Source organism: Kitasatospora albolonga (genome assembly GCA_002082585.1).
GTDB lineage: Bacteria > Actinomycetota > Actinomycetes > Streptomycetales > Streptomycetaceae > Streptomyces > Streptomyces stephensoniae.
Window position 1 is genome coordinate 5,104,867 of record CP020563.1, and the last position, 23,666, is coordinate 5,128,532.

The 23,666-nt window shown below is 73.8% G+C and carries 17 protein-coding genes; 12 read left to right on the top strand and 5 right to left on the bottom strand.

Features of this window, described 5'->3' with window-relative positions; translation table 11 throughout:
- Positions 1 to 98: 98 nt before the first annotated feature.
- Both B7C62_22640 and B7C62_22645 read right to left on the bottom strand, forming a co-directional pair.
- On the bottom strand, positions 99 to 1,754 hold the full coding sequence (locus B7C62_22640; protein ARF74720.1) for a hypothetical protein: 1,656 nt from the start codon (positions 1,752 to 1,754) through the stop codon (positions 99 to 101).
- A gap of 222 nt (positions 1,755 to 1,976) precedes the next feature.
- On the bottom strand, positions 1,977 to 3,476 hold the full coding sequence (locus tag B7C62_22645; protein ARF74721.1) for a hypothetical protein: 1,500 nt from the start codon (positions 3,474 to 3,476) through the stop codon (positions 1,977 to 1,979).
- A gap of 208 nt (positions 3,477 to 3,684) precedes the next feature.
- Between B7C62_22645 and B7C62_22650 the strand changes: the two genes are divergently transcribed.
- The 5 genes from B7C62_22650 to B7C62_22670 all read left to right on the top strand — a co-directional run bounded on the left by B7C62_22650 (position 3,685) and on the right by B7C62_22670 (position 10,980).
- Positions 3,685 to 4,809, top strand: coding sequence for an ATPase (locus B7C62_22650; GenBank protein ARF74722.1), 1,125 nt, complete (start codon positions 3,685 to 3,687; stop codon positions 4,807 to 4,809).
- Positions 4,806 to 7,253: a hypothetical protein gene (locus B7C62_22655; GenBank protein ID ARF74723.1), complete on the top strand. Its 2,448-nt coding sequence runs from the start codon at positions 4,806 to 4,808 to the stop codon at positions 7,251 to 7,253. Before B7C62_22650 ends, B7C62_22655 begins: the two co-directional genes overlap by 4 nt.
- Positions 7,254 to 7,309: 56 nt before the next feature.
- Entirely contained in the window at positions 7,310 to 8,596 is a 1,287-nt protein-coding gene (locus B7C62_22660) for a hypothetical protein (protein ID ARF74724.1), read from the top strand.
- A gap of 296 nt (positions 8,597 to 8,892) precedes the next feature.
- Positions 8,893 to 10,074 (top strand): succinate--CoA ligase subunit beta, encoded by a 1,182-nt coding sequence (locus B7C62_22665; GenBank protein ARF74725.1) that lies wholly within the window; start codon positions 8,893 to 8,895, stop codon positions 10,072 to 10,074.
- 21 nt (positions 10,075 to 10,095) lie between these two features.
- Positions 10,096 to 10,980, top strand: a complete 885-nt coding sequence (locus B7C62_22670) for a succinate--CoA ligase subunit alpha (GenBank protein ID ARF74726.1) — start codon at positions 10,096 to 10,098, stop codon at positions 10,978 to 10,980.
- 82 nt (positions 10,981 to 11,062) lie between these two features.
- Here B7C62_22670 and B7C62_22675 read toward each other — a convergent pair whose 3' ends face one another.
- Positions 11,063 to 12,313, bottom strand: a complete 1,251-nt coding sequence (locus B7C62_22675) for a DNA-directed RNA polymerase sigma-70 factor (protein ID ARF74727.1) — start codon at positions 12,311 to 12,313, stop codon at positions 11,063 to 11,065.
- Positions 12,314 to 12,439: 126 nt separating this feature from the next.
- On the opposite strand from B7C62_22675, the gene B7C62_22680 reads away from it, so the two are divergent.
- A complete protein-coding gene (locus tag B7C62_22680) occupies positions 12,440 to 14,332 on the top strand; it encodes a hypothetical protein (protein ID ARF74728.1) in 1,893 nt (630 codons plus the stop codon).
- Here the strand turns inward: B7C62_22680 and B7C62_22685 are convergent.
- On the bottom strand, positions 14,322 to 15,230 hold the full coding sequence (locus B7C62_22685) for a hypothetical protein (protein ID ARF74729.1): 909 nt from the start codon (positions 15,228 to 15,230) through the stop codon (positions 14,322 to 14,324). The genes B7C62_22680 and B7C62_22685 overlap by 11 nt on opposite strands.
- A gap of 261 nt (positions 15,231 to 15,491) precedes the next feature.
- On the opposite strand from B7C62_22685, the gene B7C62_22690 reads away from it, so the two are divergent.
- The 3 genes from B7C62_22690 to B7C62_22700 all read left to right on the top strand — a co-directional run bounded on the left by B7C62_22690 (position 15,492) and on the right by B7C62_22700 (position 19,403).
- Positions 15,492 to 16,148, top strand: a complete 657-nt coding sequence (locus tag B7C62_22690; GenBank protein ARF74730.1) for a phosphoribosylglycinamide formyltransferase — start codon at positions 15,492 to 15,494, stop codon at positions 16,146 to 16,148.
- A complete protein-coding gene (locus tag B7C62_22695; GenBank protein ID ARF74731.1) occupies positions 16,135 to 17,688 on the top strand; it encodes a bifunctional phosphoribosylaminoimidazolecarboxamide formyltransferase/IMP cyclohydrolase in 1,554 nt (517 codons plus the stop codon). The genes B7C62_22690 and B7C62_22695 overlap by 14 nt, the downstream gene beginning before the upstream one ends.
- Before the next feature lie 227 nt (positions 17,689 to 17,915).
- The gene (locus tag B7C62_22700) at positions 17,916 to 19,403 is read left to right on the top strand and encodes a hypothetical protein (protein ID ARF77327.1); all 1,488 of its coding nucleotides are present in this window, start codon (positions 17,916 to 17,918) and stop codon (positions 19,401 to 19,403) included.
- A gap of 34 nt (positions 19,404 to 19,437) precedes the next feature.
- On the opposite strand, the gene B7C62_22705 is transcribed toward B7C62_22700, so the two are convergent.
- Positions 19,438 to 20,037 (bottom strand): hypothetical protein, encoded by a 600-nt coding sequence (locus B7C62_22705; protein ARF74732.1) that lies wholly within the window; start codon positions 20,035 to 20,037, stop codon positions 19,438 to 19,440.
- A 219-nt stretch (positions 20,038 to 20,256) separates the two neighbouring features.
- On the opposite strand from B7C62_22705, the gene B7C62_22710 reads away from it, so the two are divergent.
- From B7C62_22710 to B7C62_22720, 3 genes are all read left to right on the top strand, one after another.
- Positions 20,257 to 21,138: a bifunctional methylenetetrahydrofolate dehydrogenase/methenyltetrahydrofolate cyclohydrolase gene (locus B7C62_22710; GenBank protein ARF74733.1), complete on the top strand. Its 882-nt coding sequence runs from the start codon at positions 20,257 to 20,259 to the stop codon at positions 21,136 to 21,138.
- A gap of 24 nt (positions 21,139 to 21,162) precedes the next feature.
- Positions 21,163 to 21,783 (top strand): hypothetical protein, encoded by a 621-nt coding sequence (locus tag B7C62_22715; GenBank protein ID ARF74734.1) that lies wholly within the window; start codon positions 21,163 to 21,165, stop codon positions 21,781 to 21,783.
- Positions 21,784 to 22,322: 539 nt separating this feature from the next.
- Positions 22,323 to 23,516, top strand: coding sequence for a hypothetical protein (locus B7C62_22720; GenBank protein ARF74735.1), 1,194 nt, complete (start codon positions 22,323 to 22,325; stop codon positions 23,514 to 23,516).
- Positions 23,517 to 23,666: the final 150 nt, after the last annotated feature.

Below are 23,666 nucleotides of genomic sequence, written 5' to 3' on the forward strand. Positions count from 1 at the left end.
CCTGACGTGCGGGCCGTACGTCCCCGCGTACGGCCCGGGAGCCCGCACGCGTACGCGGTCGGGGCCGGGGCGACCGGCCCGGCGTCGGCCCCGGGGCGTCAGGCGGTCAGCTCGGCCTCCATCGCGGCGCGCAGACGCAGGGTGGAGATCAGGCGCTGGAACGCCTCCGACCAGTAACCGCCCGCCCCCGGTGACGCTCCCTCCTGCTCGTCCGGGGTGGTCGTGAGGACCTCCAGGCGGTCGGCCTCGGCCGGGTCCAGGCAGCGTTCGGCCAGGCCCATCACCCCGCTGAAGCTCCACGGGTAACTCCCGCCGTCCCGCGCGATGTCCAGCGCGTCGACCACGGCCCGGCCCAGCGGCCCGGTCCAGGGCACCGTGCAGACCCCGAGCAGCTGGAACGCCTCGGAGAGCCCGTGCGCGGAGATGAACGCCGCCACCCAGTCGGCGCGTTCGGCCTGGGACAGCACCGCCAGGAGCTTGGACCGCTCGGCGATCGACGCGGGCCCGGGGGAGTCGGCCGGGGGCGCCGACGGCGAACCGAGCAGGGCCCGGGCCCACCGCGGGTCGCGCTGGCGCACCGCCGCCCGGGCCCAGGCGGCGTGCAGCTCGCCCGCCCAGCCGTCGGCGACCGGCAGCGCCACGATCTCCTCGGCCGGGCGCCCGCCGAACCGCTCCCCCCAGACCCCGAGCGGGGTGGCCTCCACCAGCTGCCCGAGCCACCAGGACCGCTCGCCCCGGCCCGTCGGCGGAACGGGCACCACCCCGTCCCGCTGCATTCCGGCGTCGCACTCGTGCGGTGCCTCCACGGCGACGGAGGCACCGGTCCCCGTACGGTCGGGACTGACGCACGAGGCCGCACGGTCCGCCATCCGCCCGGCGAAGGCCGACGAGGGCAGGGCAGAGAGCAGCTCGGCGGCCGTGGCGCGCACATTGCGGCTGCGGTCGGAGAGCGCCTGCTCCAGGAACTCCTCGTCGGCGGCGCCGAGCCCCGTACGCAGGGAGTCCAGGAACATCAGCCGGTCCTCGGCCCGCTCGGTGGACCAGGTGGTGGTCAGCAGGGCGAGCGCGGCGGCGGGGTCCTGCGCCCGTACGGTGTCGAGCAGCGCGATCCGCTCCGCGAACAGCCCCTCCTCCCACAGCCGGCGCACCGCTTCCGGGTCGCCGGTGTCCGGGACGAGCGCACCGCCCGCCGAACCGCGCAGGGCGAACTTCCACTCGGGGTTCAGCGCGGCCAGCCACAGCCCGCGCGGCCCGGCGAAGGCGAGCGCCTGGGGGCGCAGGTCGGTACGGGCCCGTGCGGCGTCCAGCAGCGGCGGCAGCAGGGCGACCGGGGCCCGGAACCCCTGCCGGTTGGCGGTGGCCAGCCACTGCGGGATGAGCTCGGTGAGGTCGGGCGAGGCCCCGCGCCGCCCGGCGGCGTTCGGCGCGGACCGGTCGGCGAGCAGCTGGGCCAGCCGCTGCCGGGCGGCCTCGGGAAGCGGCGGGCGCGGGTCGTGGGGCGCGGGCGCGGGCCTGGCCCCCGGCACGGCGGGCCGCAGCCCGGCCCGCCGCCGCACGGTGTGCAGGGCGGCGGCGTCCAGCAGGGCACCCGGCCCGTCGGCCGGTGCCGGACCCCCGGGAGCCGTCGGCGGACGCCGGTCGGTGCCCAGCAGCGCCGAGGTGACCAGCTCCTCCCAGGGGAGGGAGGCAAGGGGATGGCGGGGCGCCGCGGTGTCCGTCGCGGGCCCGGTCGGCTGAGTGGTGGTGCGAGGCATCGGGTCCCTTTCAGTGGCGTTCAGCGGGAGTCGGTGGCGGTGGCGGGGGTGGGCGGCGGGGCGGGTTGCGGGTGGCTGCGAGGTGAGGGTGGGGTGCCGGGTGCCGGTGGGTGGCCGCCAGGCCGCGTCCTCACGGCCGTCCCCATGGGATGCCGGTGGGCGGGGAGCCCAGGCGCATGCCCATGGCGCCCCCACGGAACGCCCGCAGGGCACCCGCGCAGGTCAGATGAGCCGCACGATCCCGTCCGTGGCGTCCCCGGCGCCGCCCCGGCCCTCCGCCCCCGTGTCCCAGGCCGCGAACGGGTCGAAGCCGCGGTGGCCCACCTCGCCGAAGACCGTGACCGGGCCACCGCCGGAGAGCGCGACGAGCTTCCACAGCCCCGGGCGGGACAGGGCCGCCGGGGCGAGGGGCAGCGCGGACTCGGCCTCCGCGTCGGCCAGTTGCCAGCCGTCCCCGGACGGCACGGGTATGACATCGCGCAGGGTGACCGGCCAGGCGTCCAGCCACGGATCGCCCCGCAGCGCGTCCCCGTACGCGGCGAGGGCGGCGGCGACGGAAGCCCCCGGCGGTGTGCCCAGCGGTGTCCCCGGCACCGAGCGGAGCGCCTCCGGGGTTGGAGCCGGAGGGAGCGCCTCCGCACCACCCGCTTCCGGCCCGGGCACCGCCACCGGCAGCGCGAACTGCCTGCCCAGCTCGGCCCGCAGCCCGCCCCCCGGGTACGGCGTGAGCTCGGCGTCGAGCGTCGCGCCCGTCGGCAGCGCGAGCTCCGGGGCGCGGCCCACCGCACCGAAGGAGAGCAGCAGGGCCGTGCGGCCCGATTCCCTCCCGTACAGCCAGATCCGCCGGGTGACGAGCCGGCCGTCCGGGGTGTCGTACTGCGCGAGGACCAGCCAGTGGTCGCGGACCGGCGGGCCTTCGGCGGACATGGGCAGCCCCACCCTCGTACGCACCGTCGCGGCCAGCGGCTCGGGCAACCGCTCCTGGCCCAGCCAGGCCGTGTCCAGCAGATGGAGCAGTCCGCACTCCTCCAGCAGCCGCACCGGCCAGCCCGGCCCGGAGCCGGGTATGGCCCCCAGCTCCCGGACCCGGCCCGCCAGTCCGGGCGCCTGGGCGTCGACCATACGGGCGGCGGTCTCCTCCCACAGGGCGTAACCCGCGTGGTCGGCGGTGGCGAGTCCGCCCCGCAGCAGATCGGTGAGGCGCTGCTCCAGCTCCTGCGCGCCCCCGGTGACACGCTCCGCCCGGCGCTCCGCCCGCTTCCTGGCGGCGGCGCTGTCGGCGGGGCCGGGCGCCGACTCCCCGCTCGCGGCGGCCTGTTGCCTGGCCTGCTTGGCCTCCGCCCGGCCCCGGCGGGACTCCAGCCACTGCGCGGCCCAGTCGGCCTGCTCACCCGGCTGGAGCGCCCCGTCGCCGGACGCCCGGAGCAGCAGCAGCCCCAGCGCGTGCTTGCAGGGGAACTTGCGGCTCGGGCAACTGCACTTGTACGCGGGGCCAGTGGTATCGACCACCGTCTGATACGGCTTGCTCCCGCTTCCCTTGCACAGCCCCCACACCGCCCCCGATCCGTCGAAACCGGCCCCCGACCAGTGCCCGGCCGAGGCCAGCTTGTTCCCCGCCTTGCGTGATGCGTCGTCAGGAGCCAGGGCCAGCACCTGTTCCACCGTCCAGCGCGCCACCGGTTCCGTGGCGGGCAAGGGTTCTCCCCCGTGAGATAGCAGCATGGGAACGACGGTAGGGGGCACCACTGACAATCCGCCCCGACCTGCGGATTCGACCGTGGGCCGATCCCCCCGGGGGGCCTTCCCGGCCCTCCGTGCCCCCGGCCTCCGCAGGGGCTCCGACCTGCGGTGAGGGCCCGTTGTCAGTGGCATGGTGCACGGTGGGAACCACATCAGGTCGACGGTCTGTCGACGATCTGGAGGGGGATACATGACCGTGCCCGAAACCACCACCGCAGCCGCCGAGGCGCCCGGCACCGAGGCCCTGCGCCCGCACGCCGAGGACGCGTTCGCCGACGAGCTGAAGGCGCTCGCCGCCGCCGACGACCGCCCCAGGCCCGCCCGTTGGCGCCTCTCGCCCTGGGCCGTCGCCACCTATCTCCAGGGCGGGACCCTGCCCGACGGTACGGTGATCACGCCCAAGTACGTGGGCCCGCGCCGACTGATCGAGGTGGCCGTGACCACCCTGGCCACCGACCGCGCGCTGCTCCTGCTCGGCGTCCCCGGGACCGCCAAGACATGGGTGTCCGAACACCTCGCCGCCGCCGTCAGCGGCGATTCCACCCTGCTCGTCCAGGGCACCGCGGGCACCCCGGAGGAAGCCGTCCGCTACGGGTGGAACTACGCCCAGCTGCTCGCCCACGGCCCCAGCCGCGACGCGCTGGTGCCCAGTCCGCTGATGCGGGCGATGTCGGAGGGCATGACCGCCCGGGTCGAGGAGCTGACCCGCATCCCCGCCGATGTGCAGGACTCGCTCATCACGATCCTGTCCGAGAAGACCCTCCCCGTCCCCGAGCTGGGGCAGGAGGTCCAGGCCGTCCGGGGCTTCAACCTCATCGCCACGGCCAACGACCGCGACCGGGGCGTCAACGAGCTCTCCAGCGCCCTGCGCCGCCGGTTCAACACCGTCGTCCTGCCGCTGCCCGCCACCCCCGACGCCGAGGTCGACATCGTCTCCCGGCGCGTCGACCAGATCGGCCGCTCCCTGGACCTGCCCGCCGCACCGGAGGGGCTCTCCGAGATCCGCCGCGTGGTGACGGTCTTCCGGGAACTGCGCGACGGCGTCACCACCGACGGCCGCACCAAGCTCAAGTCGCCCTCGGGCACGCTCTCCACGGCCGAGGCGATCTCCGTCGTCACCAACGGCCTCGCCCTCGCCGCCCACTTCGGCGACGGCATCCTGCGCCCCGGCGATGTCGCGGCGGGCATCCTCGGCGCGGTCGTCCGGGACCCGGCCGCGGACCGCGTGGTCTGGCAGGAGTATCTGGAGACCGTGGTGCGTGAGCGGGACGGCTGGAAGGACTTCTACCGCGCCTGCCGCGAGGTCTCCGTATGAGCGACCGCACCGTATCCGAGGCCCCGGCGGCGGACGGACCCGCCCTCGACGCGCCCCTGCTGCTGGGCGTGCGGCACCACGGGCCCGGCTCGGCCCGGGCGGTCCGTGCCGCGCTCGACGCCGCACGCCCGGCCGCCGTCCTCATCGAGGGGCCGCCCGAGGGCGACGCGCTGCTGCCGCTCGCCGCCGACCCGCGGATGCGCCCGCCCGTCGCGCTGCTCGCCCATGCCGTGGACGACCCGGGGCGGGCGGCCTTCTGGCCGCTGGCGGAGTTCTCGCCGGAGTGGGTGGCGATCCGCTGGGCCCTCGCCCATGACGTCCCGGTGCGGTTCATCGACCTCCCCGCCGCCCACTCCCTCGCCCTGAAGGAGCCCCACGGCGGACCCCAGGGCGAGGAGACCGGCCCGGCAGCCACCGAGGAGGAGGTCACGCCCGTCGTCGACCCGGTCCGGGTGCTCGCCGAGACCGCCGGATACGACGACCCCGAGCGCTGGTGGGAGGACGTCGTCGAGCACCGCTCACCGGAAGCCGACCGCCCACCGGGCACCGGCACCCCGACCGGCACCACTCCAGGCAGCACCCCGGGCACCGCCACCACCGCCACCTCCGGTGACCCGCTCGCGCCGTTCACCGCGCTCGCCGAGGCCATGACCGCCCTGCGCGAGGCGTACGGGGACGGCGGGCACCCCCGGGACGCCGTGCGCGAGGCGTACATGCGCATCCAGCTGCGCACCGCGCGCAAGGAGTTCGGGGACGGGGTCGCCGTCGTCTGCGGCGCCTGGCACGTCCCCGCGCTCGCCACCCGCACCACCCTCGCCGCCGACCGCTCGCTGCTCAAGGGGCTCCCCAAGGTCAAGACCGAGATGACGTGGGTGCCGTGGACCCACCGCCGCCTCGCCCGGCACAGCGGTTACGGTGCCGGGATCGACTCACCCGGCTGGTACGGGCACCTCTTCGCCGCCGCCGACCGGCCCGTCGAACGCTGGATGACGAAGGTCGCCGGACTGCTGCGCGAGGAGGACCGGTTCGTCTCCACCGCCCATGTCATCGAGGCCGTCCGGCTCGCCGAGACGCTCGCCGCGATGCGGGGCCGCCCGCTGGCGGGGCTGACCGAGACCACCGACGCGGTACGGGCCGTGATGTGCGAGGGCTCCGACGTACCGCTCGCGCTCATCCAGGACCGCCTGGTGGTCGGCGAGACCCTCGGTGAGGTGCCCGACAGCGCCCCCGCCGTCCCGCTCCAACGCGATCTGACCCGCACCCAGCGCACCCTCCGTCTCAAGCCGGAAGCGCTGGAGAAGGAGCTCGACCTCGACCTGCGCAAGGAGACCGACGCGGCCAGAAGCCGTCTCCTGCACCGGCTGCGCCTCCTCTCCATCGGCTGGGGCGAACCGGCCGAGGGCCGGGGCAGCACCGGCACGTTCCGGGAGAGCTGGCGGCTGCGCTGGGAGCCCGAGCTGCATGTCCGGGTCGCCGAGGCCGGGGTGTGGGGCACCACCGTGGAGACCGCCGCCACGGCGAAGGCCGAGTCCCAGGCCCTGGCGGCGACCGCGCTCTCCGAGGTCACCGCCCTCGCCGAGCACTGCCTGCTGGCCGGGCTGCCCGAAGCGCTGCCCGTCGTGATGAAGGCCCTCGCCGACCGCGCCGCGCTCGACGCGGACGTCGGCCACCTCGCCGACGCCCTCCCCGCCCTCGCCCGCTCCCTGCGCTACGGGGACGTGCGCTCCACGGACACCGCCGCGCTCGCCGAGGTCGCCGCCGGGCTCGCCGAGCGGATCTGCGTCGGCCTGCCCCCGGCCTGCACCGGCCTCGACGCGGACGGGGCCGAGGCGCTGCGCCGCCAGGTGGACGGGGTGCACGGCGCGATCGGGCTGCTCACCGCGGGCCCGGCGCCCGCCGAGGGGCTGCGGGACCGCTGGAGCACCGTCCTGCGCAAGCTGGCCGACCGCGACACGGTCGCCGGGATCATCCGGGGCCGGGCCGCCCGGCTGCTGCTCGACGAGGGGCGGCTCACCGAGGACGAGGCCGCCCGGCTGATGGGCCTGGCCCTCTCGCCCGGCACCCCGCCCGCCGACGCGGCGGCCTGGATCGAGGGGTTCGTCGGCGGGGCGTCCGGCGGCGGCATGCTGCTGGTCCACGACGAACGGCTGCTCGGCCTGGTCGACGCCTGGCTCACCGGCGTACCCGCCGACACCTTCACCGACGTACTGCCGCTCCTGCGCCGTACGTTCTCCGCCTACGAACCGGGCGTACGCCGCACCCTCGGCGAGCTGGTCCGGCGCGGCCCCGCCCCCGAGAGCGCCGGGGGCGCCGGGTCCGACGGCGCGGACCACCCGTACCCGGGGTTCGGACCGGGCCTCGACACGGACCGGGCCGACGCGGTGGAGCCGGTGCTGCACCTGCTCCTCGGCAGCCCGCCCCAGCCCGCGGAGGCCGCCGTATGACCGGAGCCAGCACCCCAGGACCCACGCACACCACGCACGCCACAGGAGACGACCGCATGGGGGACACGAAGAAGACGGCGGCGATGAAGACGGCGGCGGTGGACACGGTGGATGCGGCGGCACCACCCGCCCGGCCCGCCCCCGCCCCAGCCGCTGCCGACGGAGAGCGGATGCGGCGCTGGCGCATGGTGCTCGGCGCGGACAGCGCGGAGAGCACCGGCCACACCCTCACCGGTCAGGACGCCGCGATGGACGGCGCGCTGAACGCGCTCTACGGCGGCGGGGGCGGCGGGAAGAAGCCCGGCGGCCGGAGCGGCGGGCGTTCGGCGGGCCTCGGCGCGTCGGCCCCCTCCGTCGCCCGCTGGCTCGGCGACATCCGTACGTACTTCCCCAGCTCCGTCGTCCAGGTCATGCAGCGCGACGCGATCGACCGGCTCGGCCTCTCCGCGCTGCTCCTGGAGCCGGAGATGCTGGAGGCCGTCGAGGCGGACGTCCACCTCGTCGGCACCCTGCTCTCCCTCAACAAGGCCATGCCCGAGACGACCAAGGAGACCGCGCGGGCCGTCGTCCGCAAGGTCGTCGACGACCTGGAGAAGCGCCTGGAGAACCGCACCCGGGCCACCCTCACCGGCGCCCTGGACCGCTCCGCGCGGATCAGCAGGCCCCGCCACCGGGACATCGACTGGGACCGCACCATCCGCGCCAACCTGAAGAACTACCTGACCGTCCCCGGGGCGGACGGCGGACCGGACACGGGCACGGTCGTCCCGGAGCGCCTCATCGGCTACGGCCGCGCGTCGCAGTCCGTGAAGAAGGACGTCATCCTCTGCATCGACCAGTCCGGCTCGATGGCCGCCTCCGTCGTCTACGCCTCGGTCTTCGGCGCGGTGCTCGCCTCCATGCGCACCCTCGCGACCCGGCTCGTCGTCTTCGACACGGCGGTCGTCGACCTCACCGACCAGCTCGACGACCCGGTCGACGTCCTCTTCGGCACCCAGCTCGGCGGCGGTACGGACATCAACCGGGCGCTCGCCTACTGCCAGTCGAAGATCACCCGGCCCGCCGACACCGTCGTCGTCCTCATCAGCGACCTCTACGAGGGCGGCATCCGGGACGAGATGCTCAAGCGGGTCGCGGCGATGAAGGCGGCCGGGGTGCAGTTCGTGACCCTGCTCGCCCTCTCCGACGAGGGGGCGCCCGCCTACGACCGCGAGCACGCGGCGGCGCTCGGCGCGCTGGGCGCCCCCGCGTTCGCCTGTACGCCGGACCTCTTCCCGGACATCATGGCCGCCGCGATCGAGAAGCGCCCCCTGCCCATACCGGACAAGGAGACCCAGCCGTAGACCGCCGGGAAAGCAGGAGCGGAGCAGGAGTGGGGCAGGAGCGGAGCAGAGCGGGGGGCAGGCGGGAGCAGGAGCCCGCGCGACCCGCCGACGGTACCTTCTGTGACCGTTATCACCGCTCAGGTGTGATCTGCGATTTAGGGTCACACGGAGCGCGGGGATAACCTGCCGGATGGACATGCCGCGTACTCGGACACCGTGTACGCCTCCCTAGTGACAGCGCAGTCACGTTGCCCTTCGCGGCACGCCCACGCAGAAGAACGAACCGCGATACCACTTAAAAGGGACGGACGCGCGTGGACCTGTTCGAGTACCAGGCGAGGGACCTCTTCGCCAAGCACGGTGTACCGGTGCTGGCCGGTGAAGTCATCGACACGCCTGAGGCAGCCCGCGAGGCGACCGAGAAGCTGGGCGGCAAGTCTGTCGTCAAGGCGCAGGTGAAGGTCGGCGGCCGCGGCAAGGCCGGTGGCGTCAAGCTGGCCGCCGACGCCGACGAGGCGGTCGCCCGGGCGACCGACATCCTCGGCATGGACATCAAGGGCCACACGGTCCACAAGGTGATGATCGCCGAGCTGTCCCCGGAGATCGAGGCGGAGTACTACGTCTCGTACCTCCTCGACCGCACCAACCGCACCTTCCTGGCCATGGCCTCGGTGCAGGGCGGCATGGACATCGAGGAGGTTGCGGAGAAGACCCCCGAGGCCCTCGCGAAGGTCCCGGTCGACTCCAACTCCGGCGTCGACATCGTCAAGGCCCGCGAGATCGTGGCCCAGGCGAAGTTCCCGGCCGAGGTGGCCGAGAAGGTCGCCGAGGTCCTGGTGACGCTGTGGGACACCTTCGTCGCCGAGGACGCCCTCCTCGTCGAGGTCAACCCGCTGGTGAAGACCAAGGACGGCCGCATCCTGGCGCTGGACGGCAAGGTCTCGCTCGACGAGAACGCCGACTTCCGCCAGCCGGACCACGAGGCGCTCGAGGACAAGGCCGCAGCCGACCCGCTCGAGGCTGCCGCCAAGGCCAAGAACCTCAACTACGTCAAGCTCGAGGGCGAGGTCGGCATCATCGGAAACGGTGCCGGTCTGGTCATGTCGACCCTGGACGTCGTCGCGTACGCCGGTGAGAACCACGGCAACGTGAAGCCCGCCAACTTCCTCGACATCGGTGGCGGCGCCTCCGCCGAGGTCATGGCGAACGGCCTGGAGATCATCCTCGGCGACCCGGACGTCAAGTCCGTCTTCGTCAACGTCTTCGGTGGCATCACCGCCTGTGACGAGGTCGCCAACGGCATCGTGCAGGCGCTCGCGCTGCTCGAGTCCAAGGGCGAGAAGGTCGAGAAGCCGCTCGTCGTGCGTCTCGACGGCAACAACGCGGAGCTGGGTCGCAAGATCCTCTCCGACGCCAACCACCCGCTCGTGCAGCGCGTGGACACCATGGACGGCGCGGCCGACAAGGCCGCCGAGCTCGCCGCGGCTGCGAAGTAAAGGACGAGGGACTCCAACACCATGGCTATCTTCCTCACCAAGGACAGCAAGGTCATCGTCCAGGGGATGACCGGCGCGACGGGTATGAAGCACACCAAGCTCATGCTCGGTGACGGCACCAACATCGTCGGCGGAGTGAACCCGCGCAAGGCCGGTACGTCCGTCGACTTCGACGGCACCGAGGTCCCGGTCTTCGGCTCCGTCAAGGAAGCGATGGAGAAGACGGGCGCGAACGTCTCCGTCCTCTTCGTCCCGCCGGCCTTCTCCAAGGCCGCCGTCGTCGAGGCGATCGACGCCGAGATCCCGCTCGCGGTCGTCATCACCGAGGGCATCGCGGTTCACGACTCCGCCGCCTTCTGGGCGTACGCGAACGAGAAGGGCAACAAGACCCGGATCATCGGCCCGAACTGCCCCGGTCTCATCACCCCGGGTCAGTCCAACGCCGGCATCATCCCGGGCGACATCACCAAGCCCGGCCGCATCGGTCTCGTGTCCAAGTCCGGCACGCTGACCTACCAGATGATGTACGAGCTCCGGGACATCGGCTTCTCCTCCGCCGTCGGCATCGGTGGCGACCCGGTCATCGGTACGACGCACATCGACGCCCTCGCGGCGTTCGAGGCCGACCCCGACACCGACCTCATCGTGATGATCGGCGAGATCGGCGGCGACGCCGAGGAGCGTGCCGCCGACTTCATCGCGAAGAACGTCACGAAGCCGGTCGTCGGTTACGTCGCGGGCTTCACCGCCCCCGAGGGCAAGACCATGGGCCACGCGGGCGCCATCGTCTCCGGCTCCTCCGGCACCGCCCAGGCGAAGAAGGAGGCCCTTGAGGCCGCCGGTGTGAAGGTCGGCAAGACGCCGACCGAGACCGCCAAGCTGGCGCGCGAGATCCTCGGCGCCTGAACCGGGCAGCCGACCCACGCGTGAACGGCGCGGGCCCGCACCCCTGAACGGGGGGTGCGGGCCCGCGCCGTTTGCGTTGCGCTCAGGGGATACGCGGCACCAGCCGTTCCGGGCCGTGCGTCAGCTCCTCCCTCAGTGCCTTCTGGAGCTTCAGGTCCTGCGGGGTGAGCTTCTGCGGACCACCGCGCGGCGGTACGCCCCCGACCCGTTCGGCGGGCGGGACGGGCGGCTCGTAGTGCGTGGGCGCCGTGTGCAGGGTCAGCGCGGTCGCGCCGATGAGCAGGGCGGCGAAGGCGATGGCGGCCCTGGTCCAGAGCCGCGCCTTGTTCTCGCTGCCGGTGCGCACCGTACGGGCGGGCGACGGTACGGGGACGTGCTCGGCGCGGGCGAGCGCACCGAGCCGGTCGTGCAGCAGCTCGGACTGCTCGGCGGGCGAGGAGGCGGCGGCCAGTTCGGGGAACCGTTCGGCGACGGCGGCCCGCGCCACCTCCAGCCGCCCCGCCGCCGCCGGGGTGGACGCCTCCGTCTCGGCCGCGGTCTCCGGCAGGTCCAGCCCGACCCCGTCGTACAGGAGCAGGGTGCGCCGGTAGGCCGGGGGCAGTTCGAGGAGCGCCTCGAAGAGAGCCCGCCTGGCCGGTTCGGTGGGCGGGGCGTCGGGGTGCCGGTGGGTGCGGCGCAGCCGGTGCCAGGGGGACATGGCGTACTCGTACGCCGCCGCGCGCACCCAGCCGACCGGGTCCCGGTCCACGGCCACCTCGGGCCAGCGGTGCCAGGCCAGTTGGAAGGCCCGCTCGACGGACTCACGGGCCAGACCGCGACGCCCGGTCAGCAGGTAGGTCTGCCGTACGAGGCCGGGGGCGGCGTGCGCGTACAGCGCGTCGAACGCCTCGGCGGGGGAGAGGCCGGGTTCGGCGGGTTCGGATTCCGGCTCGGGGATCGGTGCCGGGGGCGGGGCCGGGTTCGGCTCCGGTTTCTGGACCGGTTCCGGTTCGGCCGCGGAGGGCGGGGGAGCGGGCGCAGGTTCGGCCCCGGAAGCCGGGGGAGCGGGCGCAGGTTCGGCTGCGGAGGCCGGGGGAGCGAGCGCCGGATCGGGTGCGGGCACCGGGGCGGGGGCCGGTTCCGGATCGGGGGCGATGAGCTTGGCGTACAGCGTGCGCTTGCGTCCGCGCGGGCTCGTGCGCCCCGTCTCCCAGGAGCGCACGGTGGCGCGCGTGACCCCGACGGCCGCCGCCACCTGCTCCTCGCTCAACGACTTCGCCTCACGCAGTCTGCGGCGCTCCTTGGGGGAGGGCAGCGGCGGTGCGGCGGCCTCATCGGTGGTGCTCCGGGTCATGGACGACCCCCGGCAGCGCTGCACTGGGAGAAAAAGTACATAAACGTATATTGGGCGACACGTCGGCTGTTCGCGCGTTACGCGATATAAGCGCGTGTCGTTGGGAGCATGAGCCGCGTGACCCAAATGACCGAACGCGGCCCGATGTTGCCGACCGAACGGACCAGGACCCTCGCCCTGGCCTCCGCCTTCGTGCGGGGCGGAGTGGCCGCCGGGCTCGGTCTCGGGGCGATGGCCGTGCTGGTGACGGTGTTGTGGATCAGCTCGCCCCACCCCGACAGCGGCCCCGGCGGCGCCCTGCGCGCGGCGGCCGGGCTCTGGCTCCTCGCGCACGGCGCCGGACTCGTCCGGCCCGACACCCTCAGCGGGGCCCCGGCTCCGGTCGGCGTGGTGCCGCTGCTCCTCGTGGCGGGCCCCGTCTGGCTCGCGCACCGGGCGGCGCGGGACGCGGCGGAGCCGGAGGAGGGGCGGCCGAGGCCCTCGCAGGCCGGGGCGTTCTGCGCGGTGACGGCGGGATACCTGCTGGTCGCGGCGGGGGCGGCGGCCCATGCGCGGGGCGGGCCGCTGCGCGTGGTCCCGGAGACGCTGGCGTTCCCGGTGGCGCTGGTGGTGGCGGGCGCGGCGGCGGCCGGGGTGTGGACGGCGGCCGGGCGCCCGTTCGGGCCGCTGCCGTCCTGGTCGCCCCTGGTCCTTCAGGAGGCCGTCGCCCGGACCCTCGTACGCGACCGGGCCGAGGCCGCGTGCCGGGCGGCGGCGGTGGGGGTGATGGTGCTGCTCGGGGGCGGTGCGCTGCTGGTCGCGGTGGCCCTGGGCCGGAACGCGGAGGTGGCGCAGGACTCCTTCCTGGCGCTCGCGGGCGACTGGCCGGGGCGGTTCGCCGTGCTCCTCCTCGCGGTGTCGCTCGTGCCGAACGCCGCGCTGTGGGGCGCTGCGTACGGGCTCGGGCCCGGCTTCGCGCTCGGTACGGGGGCCACGGCCACGCCCCTCGGCCTCGCCGGGGACCCCGCCGTGCCCCTTTTCCCGCTGCTGGCGGCGGTACCGGCCGAGGGTCCGGGGACCCCGCTGAACGGGGCGGTGCTCGCGGTGCCGGTCGTGGCCGCGCTGGCCGTCGCCCGGTGCACCGTACGCAGGGCGGCCCCCGCCGACGCCCCTCGCGCGTCCGCCTGGAGCCCGCGCGAGACGGCGCTGGTCACCGCTCTCGCCGCCCTGGGGTGCGGTGCGGTCACCGCCCTGCTCACGGCGGCTGCGGGCGGCCCGCTGGGAACGGGGGCGCTCAGCGCGTTCGGGCCCGTGTGGTGGCTGGCGGGCCCGGCCGCGCTGGCCTGGACGGCCGTCATCGGCGTACCGGCGGCCCTGCTCCTCCGGCTGTGGCGCCTGCGCGAACCGGGGTGGGCCTGGCGCAGGGACGTACCGGAGACAACCGGGGAAGAGGCGGCCCCCGCCGACGGCACGGCACCCGCAGGCCGTGCCGTCCCCGCAGACCGCACGGCACCCGCAGGCCGCACAGCCCCCGCCGAGCGGGCAGTGCCCGCCGGTCGGACAGTCCCCGCCGAGCGGGAGCCGAAGCCCGAGGCGGGCCGTGAGCCGGGTCCCGGGCCGGACGGCGAGGCGACGGCCCCCGCCGGGGTCCGCCGCTGGTGGGCACCGTGGCGCAGGCGCGGACGGACCCCGGGCGACGGGTCGGCGGCGGAGAGCCCGGCCGTGTCGGCGGCGGCCGAGGGGGCGGCGACCGGTGGAACGGCCCCCGAAGGCGGTATGCCCGGCGACGGCGCGGGCCTGGAACCGTACGACTTCCTGCCGACCGACCCCTGGCACGAGAACGACGCGAGGGAGGCCCGGTGGGCCTCCCTCAAGCAGCGCTCCGGCGGGCTGATGGCCGACTTCCCCGCCCGCCTCCCGACCGCCCTGCACGGCGATCGGACCGACGGCACGGACCGTACGGACGACACCGACCGTACCGACCACGCTGACCGTGCCGACCGCGCTGACCGCAGCGGCGGTCCGGGCGCTACTCCTTGACGCCGAAGAGCGGTTGCAGCGGCTTCGGCAGCTGGTCGTTGCAGGCCACCGTGCCGACCTTGGTCAGGGAGTCGTTCACGCAGGTGTAGTAGTCGCGGTAGACGAGCTGCACGGTGAACGTCGTGATCACGATGACCAGGGCGAGCAGGGCGGTCACCAGACCGCTGATCGCCGCCGTGGTCTGGGGTCGGCTGCCGTTCTGCGAGCCGGAGCCGGAGCCGGAGCCCGCGGTCACGGGCGAGGCGCCGCCGGTACCCGCGGCCGGGGCACTCCCGCCGCCGACCGCCGTACGGTCCGCCGCCGACGGGCTCCTGGGCCCGGCCCGCAGAGAGCTGACGGCCCAGTACACGGAGAGCGCGCCCAGAAGCAGGGCGATCTCCGAGAACTCGAAGAGGGCGAAGAAGACGGACCACATACCGCCGAGCAGTGCGTAGCGGGCGCGCCGCTGGGTGGGGTCGGTGGGGTCCCAGCGCGGCCCGGACGCCCCGCCGTCGCCGCCCGGTCCGTTCCCGCTGGAGCGACCGCCGAAGCCGCCGTTGCCCCGGCCCGGCTGCTTGTTGCTCCACTGGCTGCCCCAGGAGGAGCGGCCCCCGGACCCCTCGCCGGAACCGGAACCCGACCCCTCACCGGAGTCCGGGCCGGAGTCCGGGCCCGAGGGGTGGCGCGGCTGCCACGGCTGGTCGGGCCGGTCGGCGGGCGGCGCGGCGAACGGATTGTCGTCGGCCGGCTTCGCGGGGGCGTCGGGCGTGGAAGAGGGCGATACGGAATCGGGGGAGCCGGACGCGGGCGAGGAGCCCGGGGAGGAGTCCGGCGAAGAGGACTGGCGCTCCCGCATCAGCAGAGCGGCCCGCGCGGGCAACGGGAGGCGGAAGGCGGTGCGACGGCGTCGGTCCGGCATGTGGTGAACGTCTTCCCCATCTCGTCATGTCCGTCCGAAGGACGGTTCGTCCGCCCGGCGGACGGCTCGCTGTCCCCTGACGCTACCTGTCGGCCCGGCCCCCGTCCCGTGGGGGCCGCCCGGTGTGCCGGTATCGTTGCTGACGGTCGGCCCGTTCGTAGGGTTCCCCGTATCGGGCGAAGCGATTCTTTCGTACGACCCTACAAAAAGCGTGCCGCACCTGCGTCACCCTGCGGCCATCACGTGAGAAAGGGCCCCGACGTGGCCTCCCCGCCCCCCTCCGCCGTTCCCGCCCGGCTGGTCGTGCTGGTCTCCGGCTCCGGCACGAACCTCCAGGCCCTGCTCGACGCCATCGGCGACGACCCGGCGGCGTACGGGGCCCAGGTCGTCGCCGTCGGCGCGGACCGGGACGGGACCGGCGGGGCGGAGCGGGCCGAGCGGGCCGGAATCCCCACGTTCGTGTGCAAGCTCAAGGACCACGCGACGCGGGCCGGGTGGGACGAGGCGCTCACCGCCGCCGTGGCCGAGCACCGCCCGGACCTCGTCGTCTCCGCCGGTTTCATGAAGATCGTGGGCCCGGCGTTCCTCGCCGCCTTCGGCGGCCGGACCGTCAACACCCACCCCGCCCTGCTGCCCAGCTTCCCCGGCGCCCATGGAGTGCGTGACGCGCTCGCGTACGGCGTCAAGGTCACGGGCTGCACCGTCCACTTCGTCGACGACGGTGTCGACACCGGTCCGATCATCGCGCAGGGCGTGGTCGAGGTGACCGAGGAGGACACCCCGGAGGGCGAAGCCGCCCTCCACGAACGCATCAAGGAAGTCGAGCGCTCGCTGCTCGTCGAGGCCGTGGGGCGGATCGCCCGTGACGGCCATCGCATTGAGGGACGAAAGGTTCATCTCGGTCATGTCGGTGAATAAGCCCATCCGCCGCGCCCTGGTCAGTGTCTACGACAAGACGGGGCTCGAAGACCTCGCCCGCGGTCTCCACGAGGCGGGCGTCGAACTCGTCTCCACCGGCTCCACCGCCGGGAAGATCGCCGCCGCCGGAGTGCCGGTCACCAAGGTCGAGGAGCTCACCGGCTTCCCCGAGTGCCTGGACGGCCGCGTCAAGACGCTGCACCCCCGCGTCCACGCCGGCATCCTCGCCGACCTGCGCCTGGACGCCCACCGCGAGCAGCTGGCCGAGCTGGGCGTCGAGCCCTTCGACCTGGTCGTCGTGAACCTCTACCCGTTCAAGGAGACCGTCGCCTCGGGCGCCTCCGACGACGAGTGCGTGGAGCAGATCGACATCGGCGGCCCCTCCATGGTCCGCGCCGCCGCCAAGAATCACCCCTCCGTCGCCGTGGTGACCAGCCCCGAGCGGTACGCGGACGTCCTCGCCGCCGTCAAGGCGGGCGGCTTCGACCTCACCGCCCGCAAGCGGCTGGCCGCCGAGGCGTTCCAGCACACCGCCGCCTACGACGTGGCCGTGGCCTCCTGGTTCGTGGACGGCTACGCGCCCGCCGACGACTCGGGCCTCCCCGAGTTCCTGGGCGACGCCCTCACCCGTAAGAGCGTCCTGCGCTACGGCGAGAACCCGCACCAGCCCGCCGCCCTGTACACCTCGGGCACCGGCGGTCTGGCCGAGGCGGAGCAGCTGCACGGCAAGGAGATGTCGTACAACAACTACACGGACACCGACGCCGCGCGCCGGGCCGCGTACGACCACACCGAGCCGTGCGTCGCGATCATCAAGCACGCCAACCCGTGCGGCATCGCCATCGGTGACGATGTCGCCGAGGCGCACCGCAAGGCCCACGCCTGCGACCCGCTCTCGGCGTTCGGCGGGGTCATCGCCGTCAACCGCCCGGTGACGGTCGAGCTGGCCGAGCAGGTCGCGGAGATCTTCACCGAGGTCATCGTCGCCCCGGCCTACGAGGACGGCGCGGTCGAGGTGCTCGCCCGCAAGAAGAACATCCGCGTGCTGCGCGCCCCCGGGGTCCCGGCCACCACGGTCGAGGTCAAGAACATCGACGGCGGCGCGCTGCTCCAGGTCACCGACCGTCTCCAGGCCGAGGGCGACGACCCGGCCAACTGGACGCTGGCGACCGGCGAGGCGCTCTCCGAGGCCGAGCTGAAGGAGCTGGCCTTCGCCTGGCGGGCCTCCCGCGCGGTCAAGTCCAACGCGATCCTGCTCGCCAAGGACGGCGCCTCGGTCGGCGTCGGCATGGGCCAGGTCAACCGGGTCGACTCCGCGAAGCTCGCCGTCGAGCGGGCGGGCGCGGAGCGGGCGGCCGGCGCGTACGCCGCCTCCGACGCGTTCTTCCCGTTCCCCGACGGCCTGGAGATCCTCACCGCCGCCGGTATCAAGGCGGTCGCCCAGCCCGGCGGCTCGGTCCGTGATGAGCAGGTGATCGAGGCCGCGAAGAAGGCGGGCGTCACGATGTACTTCACCGGGACGCGCCACTTCTTCCACTGACCGGCACCCGTACGCTCCGAGGCCGCACCCGTTCCGTACGGGTGCGGCCTCGGCCGTGTCCGTGACCTCTGCCGTGTCCGTCGTACGGAATCGTCTCGCCGCTCTGTTCTAATGAACGGCCGTGTCCGATGAGCGGCCGTATCCGAAGAAGAGCAGGAATCCCAGCGGGAGCAGTCACCGTGCTTGAGCTGAACAAGAGTGGAACGGACCGTTCGGAGCCGGGACGGCTGCCCGCCCAGGGAGCCGGGCCGGACGCCCGCCCGGCGGACGGCTCCCCGGGCACGGGCGCCGCCGCCGCTCCCGAACGCGTACCCCTGCGGCCGTATCTGATCGTCGGCGCGATCCTGTGCGGGCTCTACTTCCTCTACTCCTACCTCCAGTACGCCCGCTTCGGCTCGCCCTCCTGGGACCTCGGGATCTTCGAGCAGGAGGTCCGGGCGTACGCGAACTTCCAGGCGCCGATCGTCGACATCAAGGGCCCCGGCTATCTGATCCTGGGCGACCACTTCTCCCCGATCGTCGCGCTGCTGGCCCCGCTCTACTGGATCTGGCCCTCGGCCGAGGCACTCCTCTTCGCCCAGGCCGCGTTCTTCGCGCTGGGCGCGGTCATCGTCGGCCGCACCACGCAGCAGCTCCTCGGCGGCCGCTCCGGGCTCTGCGCCACCGTCGCGTACGGACTCTCCTGGGGCATCCAGGAAGCGGTGAAGTCCGACTTCCACGAGATCGCCTTCGCCGTCCCGCTGCTGGCCCTCGTCTGCCGCGCGCTGCTCCTGAAGCGGTGGACGGCCGCCGTCCTCTGGTCGCTGCCACTGGTCCTGGTCAAGGAGGACCTCGGCGCGACCGTCGCCGTCGTCGGCTTCCTGCTCTTCGTGTACGGGCGCCGCCTCCAGGGCGCGCTGCTCGCCGCGTTCGGGGTGGCCGCCTTCGTGGTCACCCTCGTCGTCCTCATCCCGGCGGCCAGCAGCGCTGGGACGTACGACTACTGGCAGAAGATCGAGAAGAACGGCGAGCAGGACGTCTCGATGCTGGACTCGGTACTCGGCGTCCTGAACTCCTCCGTCAAGATCGAGATGCTGGTCTTCCTGATCGGCATCACCGCGTTCATGGCGCTGCGGTCGCCCCTGACGCTGCTCATCGTCCCCACGCTCGGCTGGCGGCTGCTCTCCCAGGACAGCAACCACTGGGGGATGGTCTGGCACTACAGCGCGATCCTGATGCCGGTCCTCTTCCTGGCGATGGCCGACGGCGTCCGCCGCAGCCGCGACTCGCACCGCCCCTGGCTCGCCTCGTACGCGAAGGCCGCCGTCCCCGTCGCCGTGGCCATCGCCGTCGCGATGACCCAGCACCTGCCGCTGCGCGACCTGCTGCGCCCGGAGACCTACCGCACCGACGACGCCCGCATCCAGGCGGCCCGGGCGGCGCTGGACGCCATCCCGGTCGGCTCACGCGTCGAGACGGACATCACGCTCATGGCGCACCTCACCTCCGACCGGACCGTCTACTGGATCGGCGGCGCCCCGGGCACGGCGCCCGACATCGTCGCCATCAACATGGACTTCGGCTGGGCACGGCCGATCCAGGACCCGGTGGCGTACGCCCAGCAGCTCCACCCCGAGGCGCGCTACCGGCTCAAGCAGCGGAGCGGCAGCTTCGTGGTGATGGAACGGACGACACCGGAGCCCGAAACGGCCGAAGGCCGTGACGCCCGCGGTTGAGCGGGTGCCACGGCCTTCGTGAGCGAGGTGCCTCTTACCGCTGCGGGCGGTTGAACCAGGCTTCGCCGTCGGACTTCGCGACGAAGACGACCACCAGAACGGCCAGGACCGTGTGGACGAGGCCGACCACGACGAAGGGGTAGATACCGAGGATCGCGGTGATCGCGCCGAAGACGATGGTCGTGATGCGCAGGCCGTTGCCGCCCTTGCCGAACTTGGCGGCGAGGACGATGGCGAACACACCCCACGCCAGTGCGAAGAAGGCCATGCCCCACAGCACGCCGCCCGAGTAGTCGGCGAGCTGCTGGAACTGCACGTCGTCCTGGAGCGTGGCGTCGTTCTTGGCCGCGCTCACCGCCGCCGCACCGAGCATGATGAAGATCGCGCCGATGACCTGGAGTCCGGCGATCACGTACAGGAGGACGCGGGAAGCCTTCACACCGCCCGGCATCTCGGTCGGGCCGCCCGGGTAGCCGCCGTAGCCGCCGCCCTGGACGGGGGACGCCTGCGGGTAGCCGTAGCCCTGCTGCGGAACGCCCTGGGGAGCCTGCTGGGGATACCCGTAACCGGGCTGTCCCTGCGGCTGCCCCTGGGGCTGCTGGCCATACGGGTTGTTGGGGTCGCCGAAGCTCATAAAGGGTGTTCCTTCAACAGACGTGTGGGGACGGATGGCCACACGGAGGAAGGACGACATCATGCGGCCCACCCCCCGTACAACCGCGGCTCTCATCGTTATAAGAGGCACCTGTGTTTGTCCAGCCCGGAGCCCCAGACGTTGTGCAAGTGCAATCTCGGCCGGGGAAGAGGCACCGGCAATTGGTATGCGGGCGGGGTCATCCGCGAGGATGGGCCCATGACTGCCCAGATTCTCGATGGCAAGGCCACCGCTGCCGCGATCAAATCCGATCTGACCGTCCGTGTGGCGGCCCTCAAGGCCCAGGGGATCACCCCCGGCCTGGGGACCCTGCTCGTCGGGGACGACCCGGGCAGCCGGTGGTACGTCAACGGCAAGCACCGCGACTGCGCCGAGGTCGGCATCGGCTCCATCCAGCGCGAACTTCCCGACACCGCCACCCAGGAGGAGATCGAGGAGGTCGTACGGGAGCTCAACGCCAACCCCGAGTGCACCGGTTACATCGTGCAGCTGCCGCTTCCCAAGGGCATCGACACCAACCGGGTCCTGGAGCTGATGGACCCGGCCAAGGACGCCGACGGGCTGCACCCGATGAGCCTCGGGCGGCTCGTCCTCAACGAGACCGGCCCGCTGCCCTGCACCCCGCAGGGCGTCGTCCAGCTGCTGCGCGCGCACGGCGTGGAGATCAACGGGGCGCATGTCGTGGTCGTCGGACGCGGTGTCACCATCGGCCGGTCGATCCCGCTGCTGCTCACCCGCAAGTCCGAGAACGCCACGGTGACCCAGTGCCACACCGGCACCAAGGACCTCTCCTCCCACCTGCGCCAGGCCGACATCATCGTCGCCGCCGCCGGGGTACGGCACCTGATCAAGCCCGAGGACGTCAAGCCGGGCGCGGCCGTGCTCGACGTCGGCGTCAGCCGGGACGAGAACGGCAAGATCGCCGGCGATGTCCACCCGGGCGTCCGCGAGGTGGCGGCCTGGGTCGCGCCGAACCCCGGCGGGGTCGGCCCGATGACCCGCGCCCAGCTCCTGGTCAACGTGGTCGAGGCGGCCGAGCGGACCGCCGCCGAGGCCGCCGACGCCGCCGCGGCGGGCTGACGGCCGGATACCGGAAGGAACGCCATGGGCGCTGGTACGAGTCCGGCCGACCCCGCCCCCGACCCCGTTCCGGCGGGCCGGGGGGCCGACGGTCCGGACCCTGTGGAGGAGGAGAGCGGCGCGGCTTCTACGGCGGCCGTAACAGCCGCTACGGGCTCCACAGCCGCTACGACCGCTGAAGGATCTGCGGGCTCTGCGGGCTCGGGCTCCACGGCCTCCGCTCCGGCCGGGCAGGCGCCCGCGCGGCGCAGGTCACGGCGGTTCCCGCTGTTCACACGGGACACCGCCCGTCCCGAGGGCGGCGGCCGGGCCGCCCCGGGCGACGCGCCCGCCCCGGCCCGGCAGTGGCCGCTGCTCACCGTGCTCTGCGCGGCGGGCGCCGGCCTGCTGATCGTGGCCATGGACCCGTTCGACCAGGCGTTCCGGATCGGCACCATCCTGATCGGCGCGGCCCTGATCGCCGGGGCGGTGCTGCGCTGGGTGGTGCCGTCGGTGGGGATGCTCGCCGTACGGTCCCGCTTCACCGACCTGGTCACGTACGGGCTGATGGGCACGTTGATCGTGCTGCTCGCCCTGGTCGCGCAGCCGAAGCCGTGGCTGGACGTCCCGATCCTGGAGGACGCGGTCCGCTTCACGATCCGCTGACGGTTCGCCCGGCCCCCGGGCGGGCCGGGCGAACCGAACCGTCCCGGGCGGGCACCTGTCGTCAGGTGCCCGCCCGGGGGCGCCCGTCCCCACCCCCGAGGAGGGACGGACAGCGCGGTTCGGGGCTTTCGAGGGCAACAGCCCCGGTATACGGCGGAATGAGCGGCCTTGCCCCGTCCCGACTCCAGCGTCCTGGGCAGGAAGGCCCCGGGACAAGGAGCCGGTGTGGCCTGTGGCACGGAAGTGACCATTCCGGCACGGTGTGAACGCCGCGCAACGATGGCAGACTGGCACGGCGCACGGATCAGGCTGAGCATCGACCGGGGCGCGCTAAGGTGCGCGCTGACGATCCGGATGCTCCCGTGCGCCCCCTCGTCAGGAACTGACACCCTGGCACGGCGCATCCTCCTGGGTAGTCCAGCTGAGCGGTCCGCGACGGACGCGACAGCGGGAGCGGTCCGGGGGGACGCACCTGCTGGTGGGACCGGCCGCAGCGGGGCACAGCAAGCACGTCCGGGGGAACACAAGGGGGGAACGCGATGCCTCGTTGGAAGGCACTGCCCGAAGAACTCGACCCGCAGATCAGGGAGTTCGCGAGCCAGCTGCGCAGGCTCGTGGACCGCAGCGGGCTGAACATCAACGCGGTGGCCGACCGCACGGGATACAGCAAGACGTCCTGGGAGCGGTACCTCAACGGCCGGCTGCTCCCCCCGCGCCGGGCCGTCGTGGCCCTCGCCGAGGTGACGGACACACCGCAGCACCACCTCACGACCATGTGGGAGCTGGCCGAGCGGGCCTGGAGCCGGGCCGAGATGCGCCACGACATGACGATGGAGGCCATCCGCATCACCCAGGCGCGGGCGGCCCTCGGCGAGCTCGGCACGACGGGGCCGGCGGACGCGAAGTCCCCGGCGGCGGGCGGCAAGGCCGGTCCCGGCCGGTCCGCGGGCGGGCGCCACAGCGCGGCGGGCTCCGCGGCGCGCGTACCCACCGCGACCGGACCGGACGGTTACGGCCCCGGACCGGGCGTCCAGGAACCGGCGGGCTACGGCTCCGACCCGTACGGCTCCGACCCGTACGGCTCCGACTCGTACGGCGCCTACGGCCCCGGCGGCCACGGCGACGGACGAACGCCCTCCGTGCCCGCCCAGCGCGGTTCCGCCCCGCACGCCCCGTACGCCGAGCAGCCGGGCGCGAGCACCGGGGAGAAGGCGGGCAAGGCGCGCAAGGCCCCCGCCCCTCGCGGTCGCGGCAAGGTCGCCATGCTCGTCGGTGCGGCCGGAGCCCTGATCGTCGTGGTCGGCGCGGTGCTGCTGGCCCCGGGCGGCGACGACCCCGCCAAGGCCACCCCGCCCCCGACCGTGGCCCCCACCACGGCCGCCCCGGAGCTGCCCGTCGGCGTCGAGTGCAACGGCGAGGACTGCACCGGGCAGAACCCGGAGGAGATGGGCTGCGGCGGCGAGTACGCCCGTACGGTGTCGAGCACCGTGGTCGGCGCCAGCAAGGTCGAGGTCCGGTACAGCGAGGTCTGCTCCGCCGCCTGGGCCCGGCTCACCGAGGCGGCCATCGGCGACACCGTCACGATCACGGCGGGCGCGGCGGCGGACGGGCAGGACGGCGAGGTCATGGGCGACACGGACGCGTACACGCCGATGGTCGGGGTGAAGAAGCCGGGCGAGGCGAAGGCATGCGCCACGCTCACCTCCGGCACGAAGGGGTGCACCACGCCGTAGGGCCCGACGGGCAGGAGGGGTCACGCACCGCGCCTGCGGTGGGTGACCGTTTGTGCGCGGTGCCACAGGGGGCCGGGCGGGCGGGCCCGCCCGGGTCCGATAGCCTGACCGCCGGATATCTCTTCACGTCAAGATTTGATCCGGGCGCGA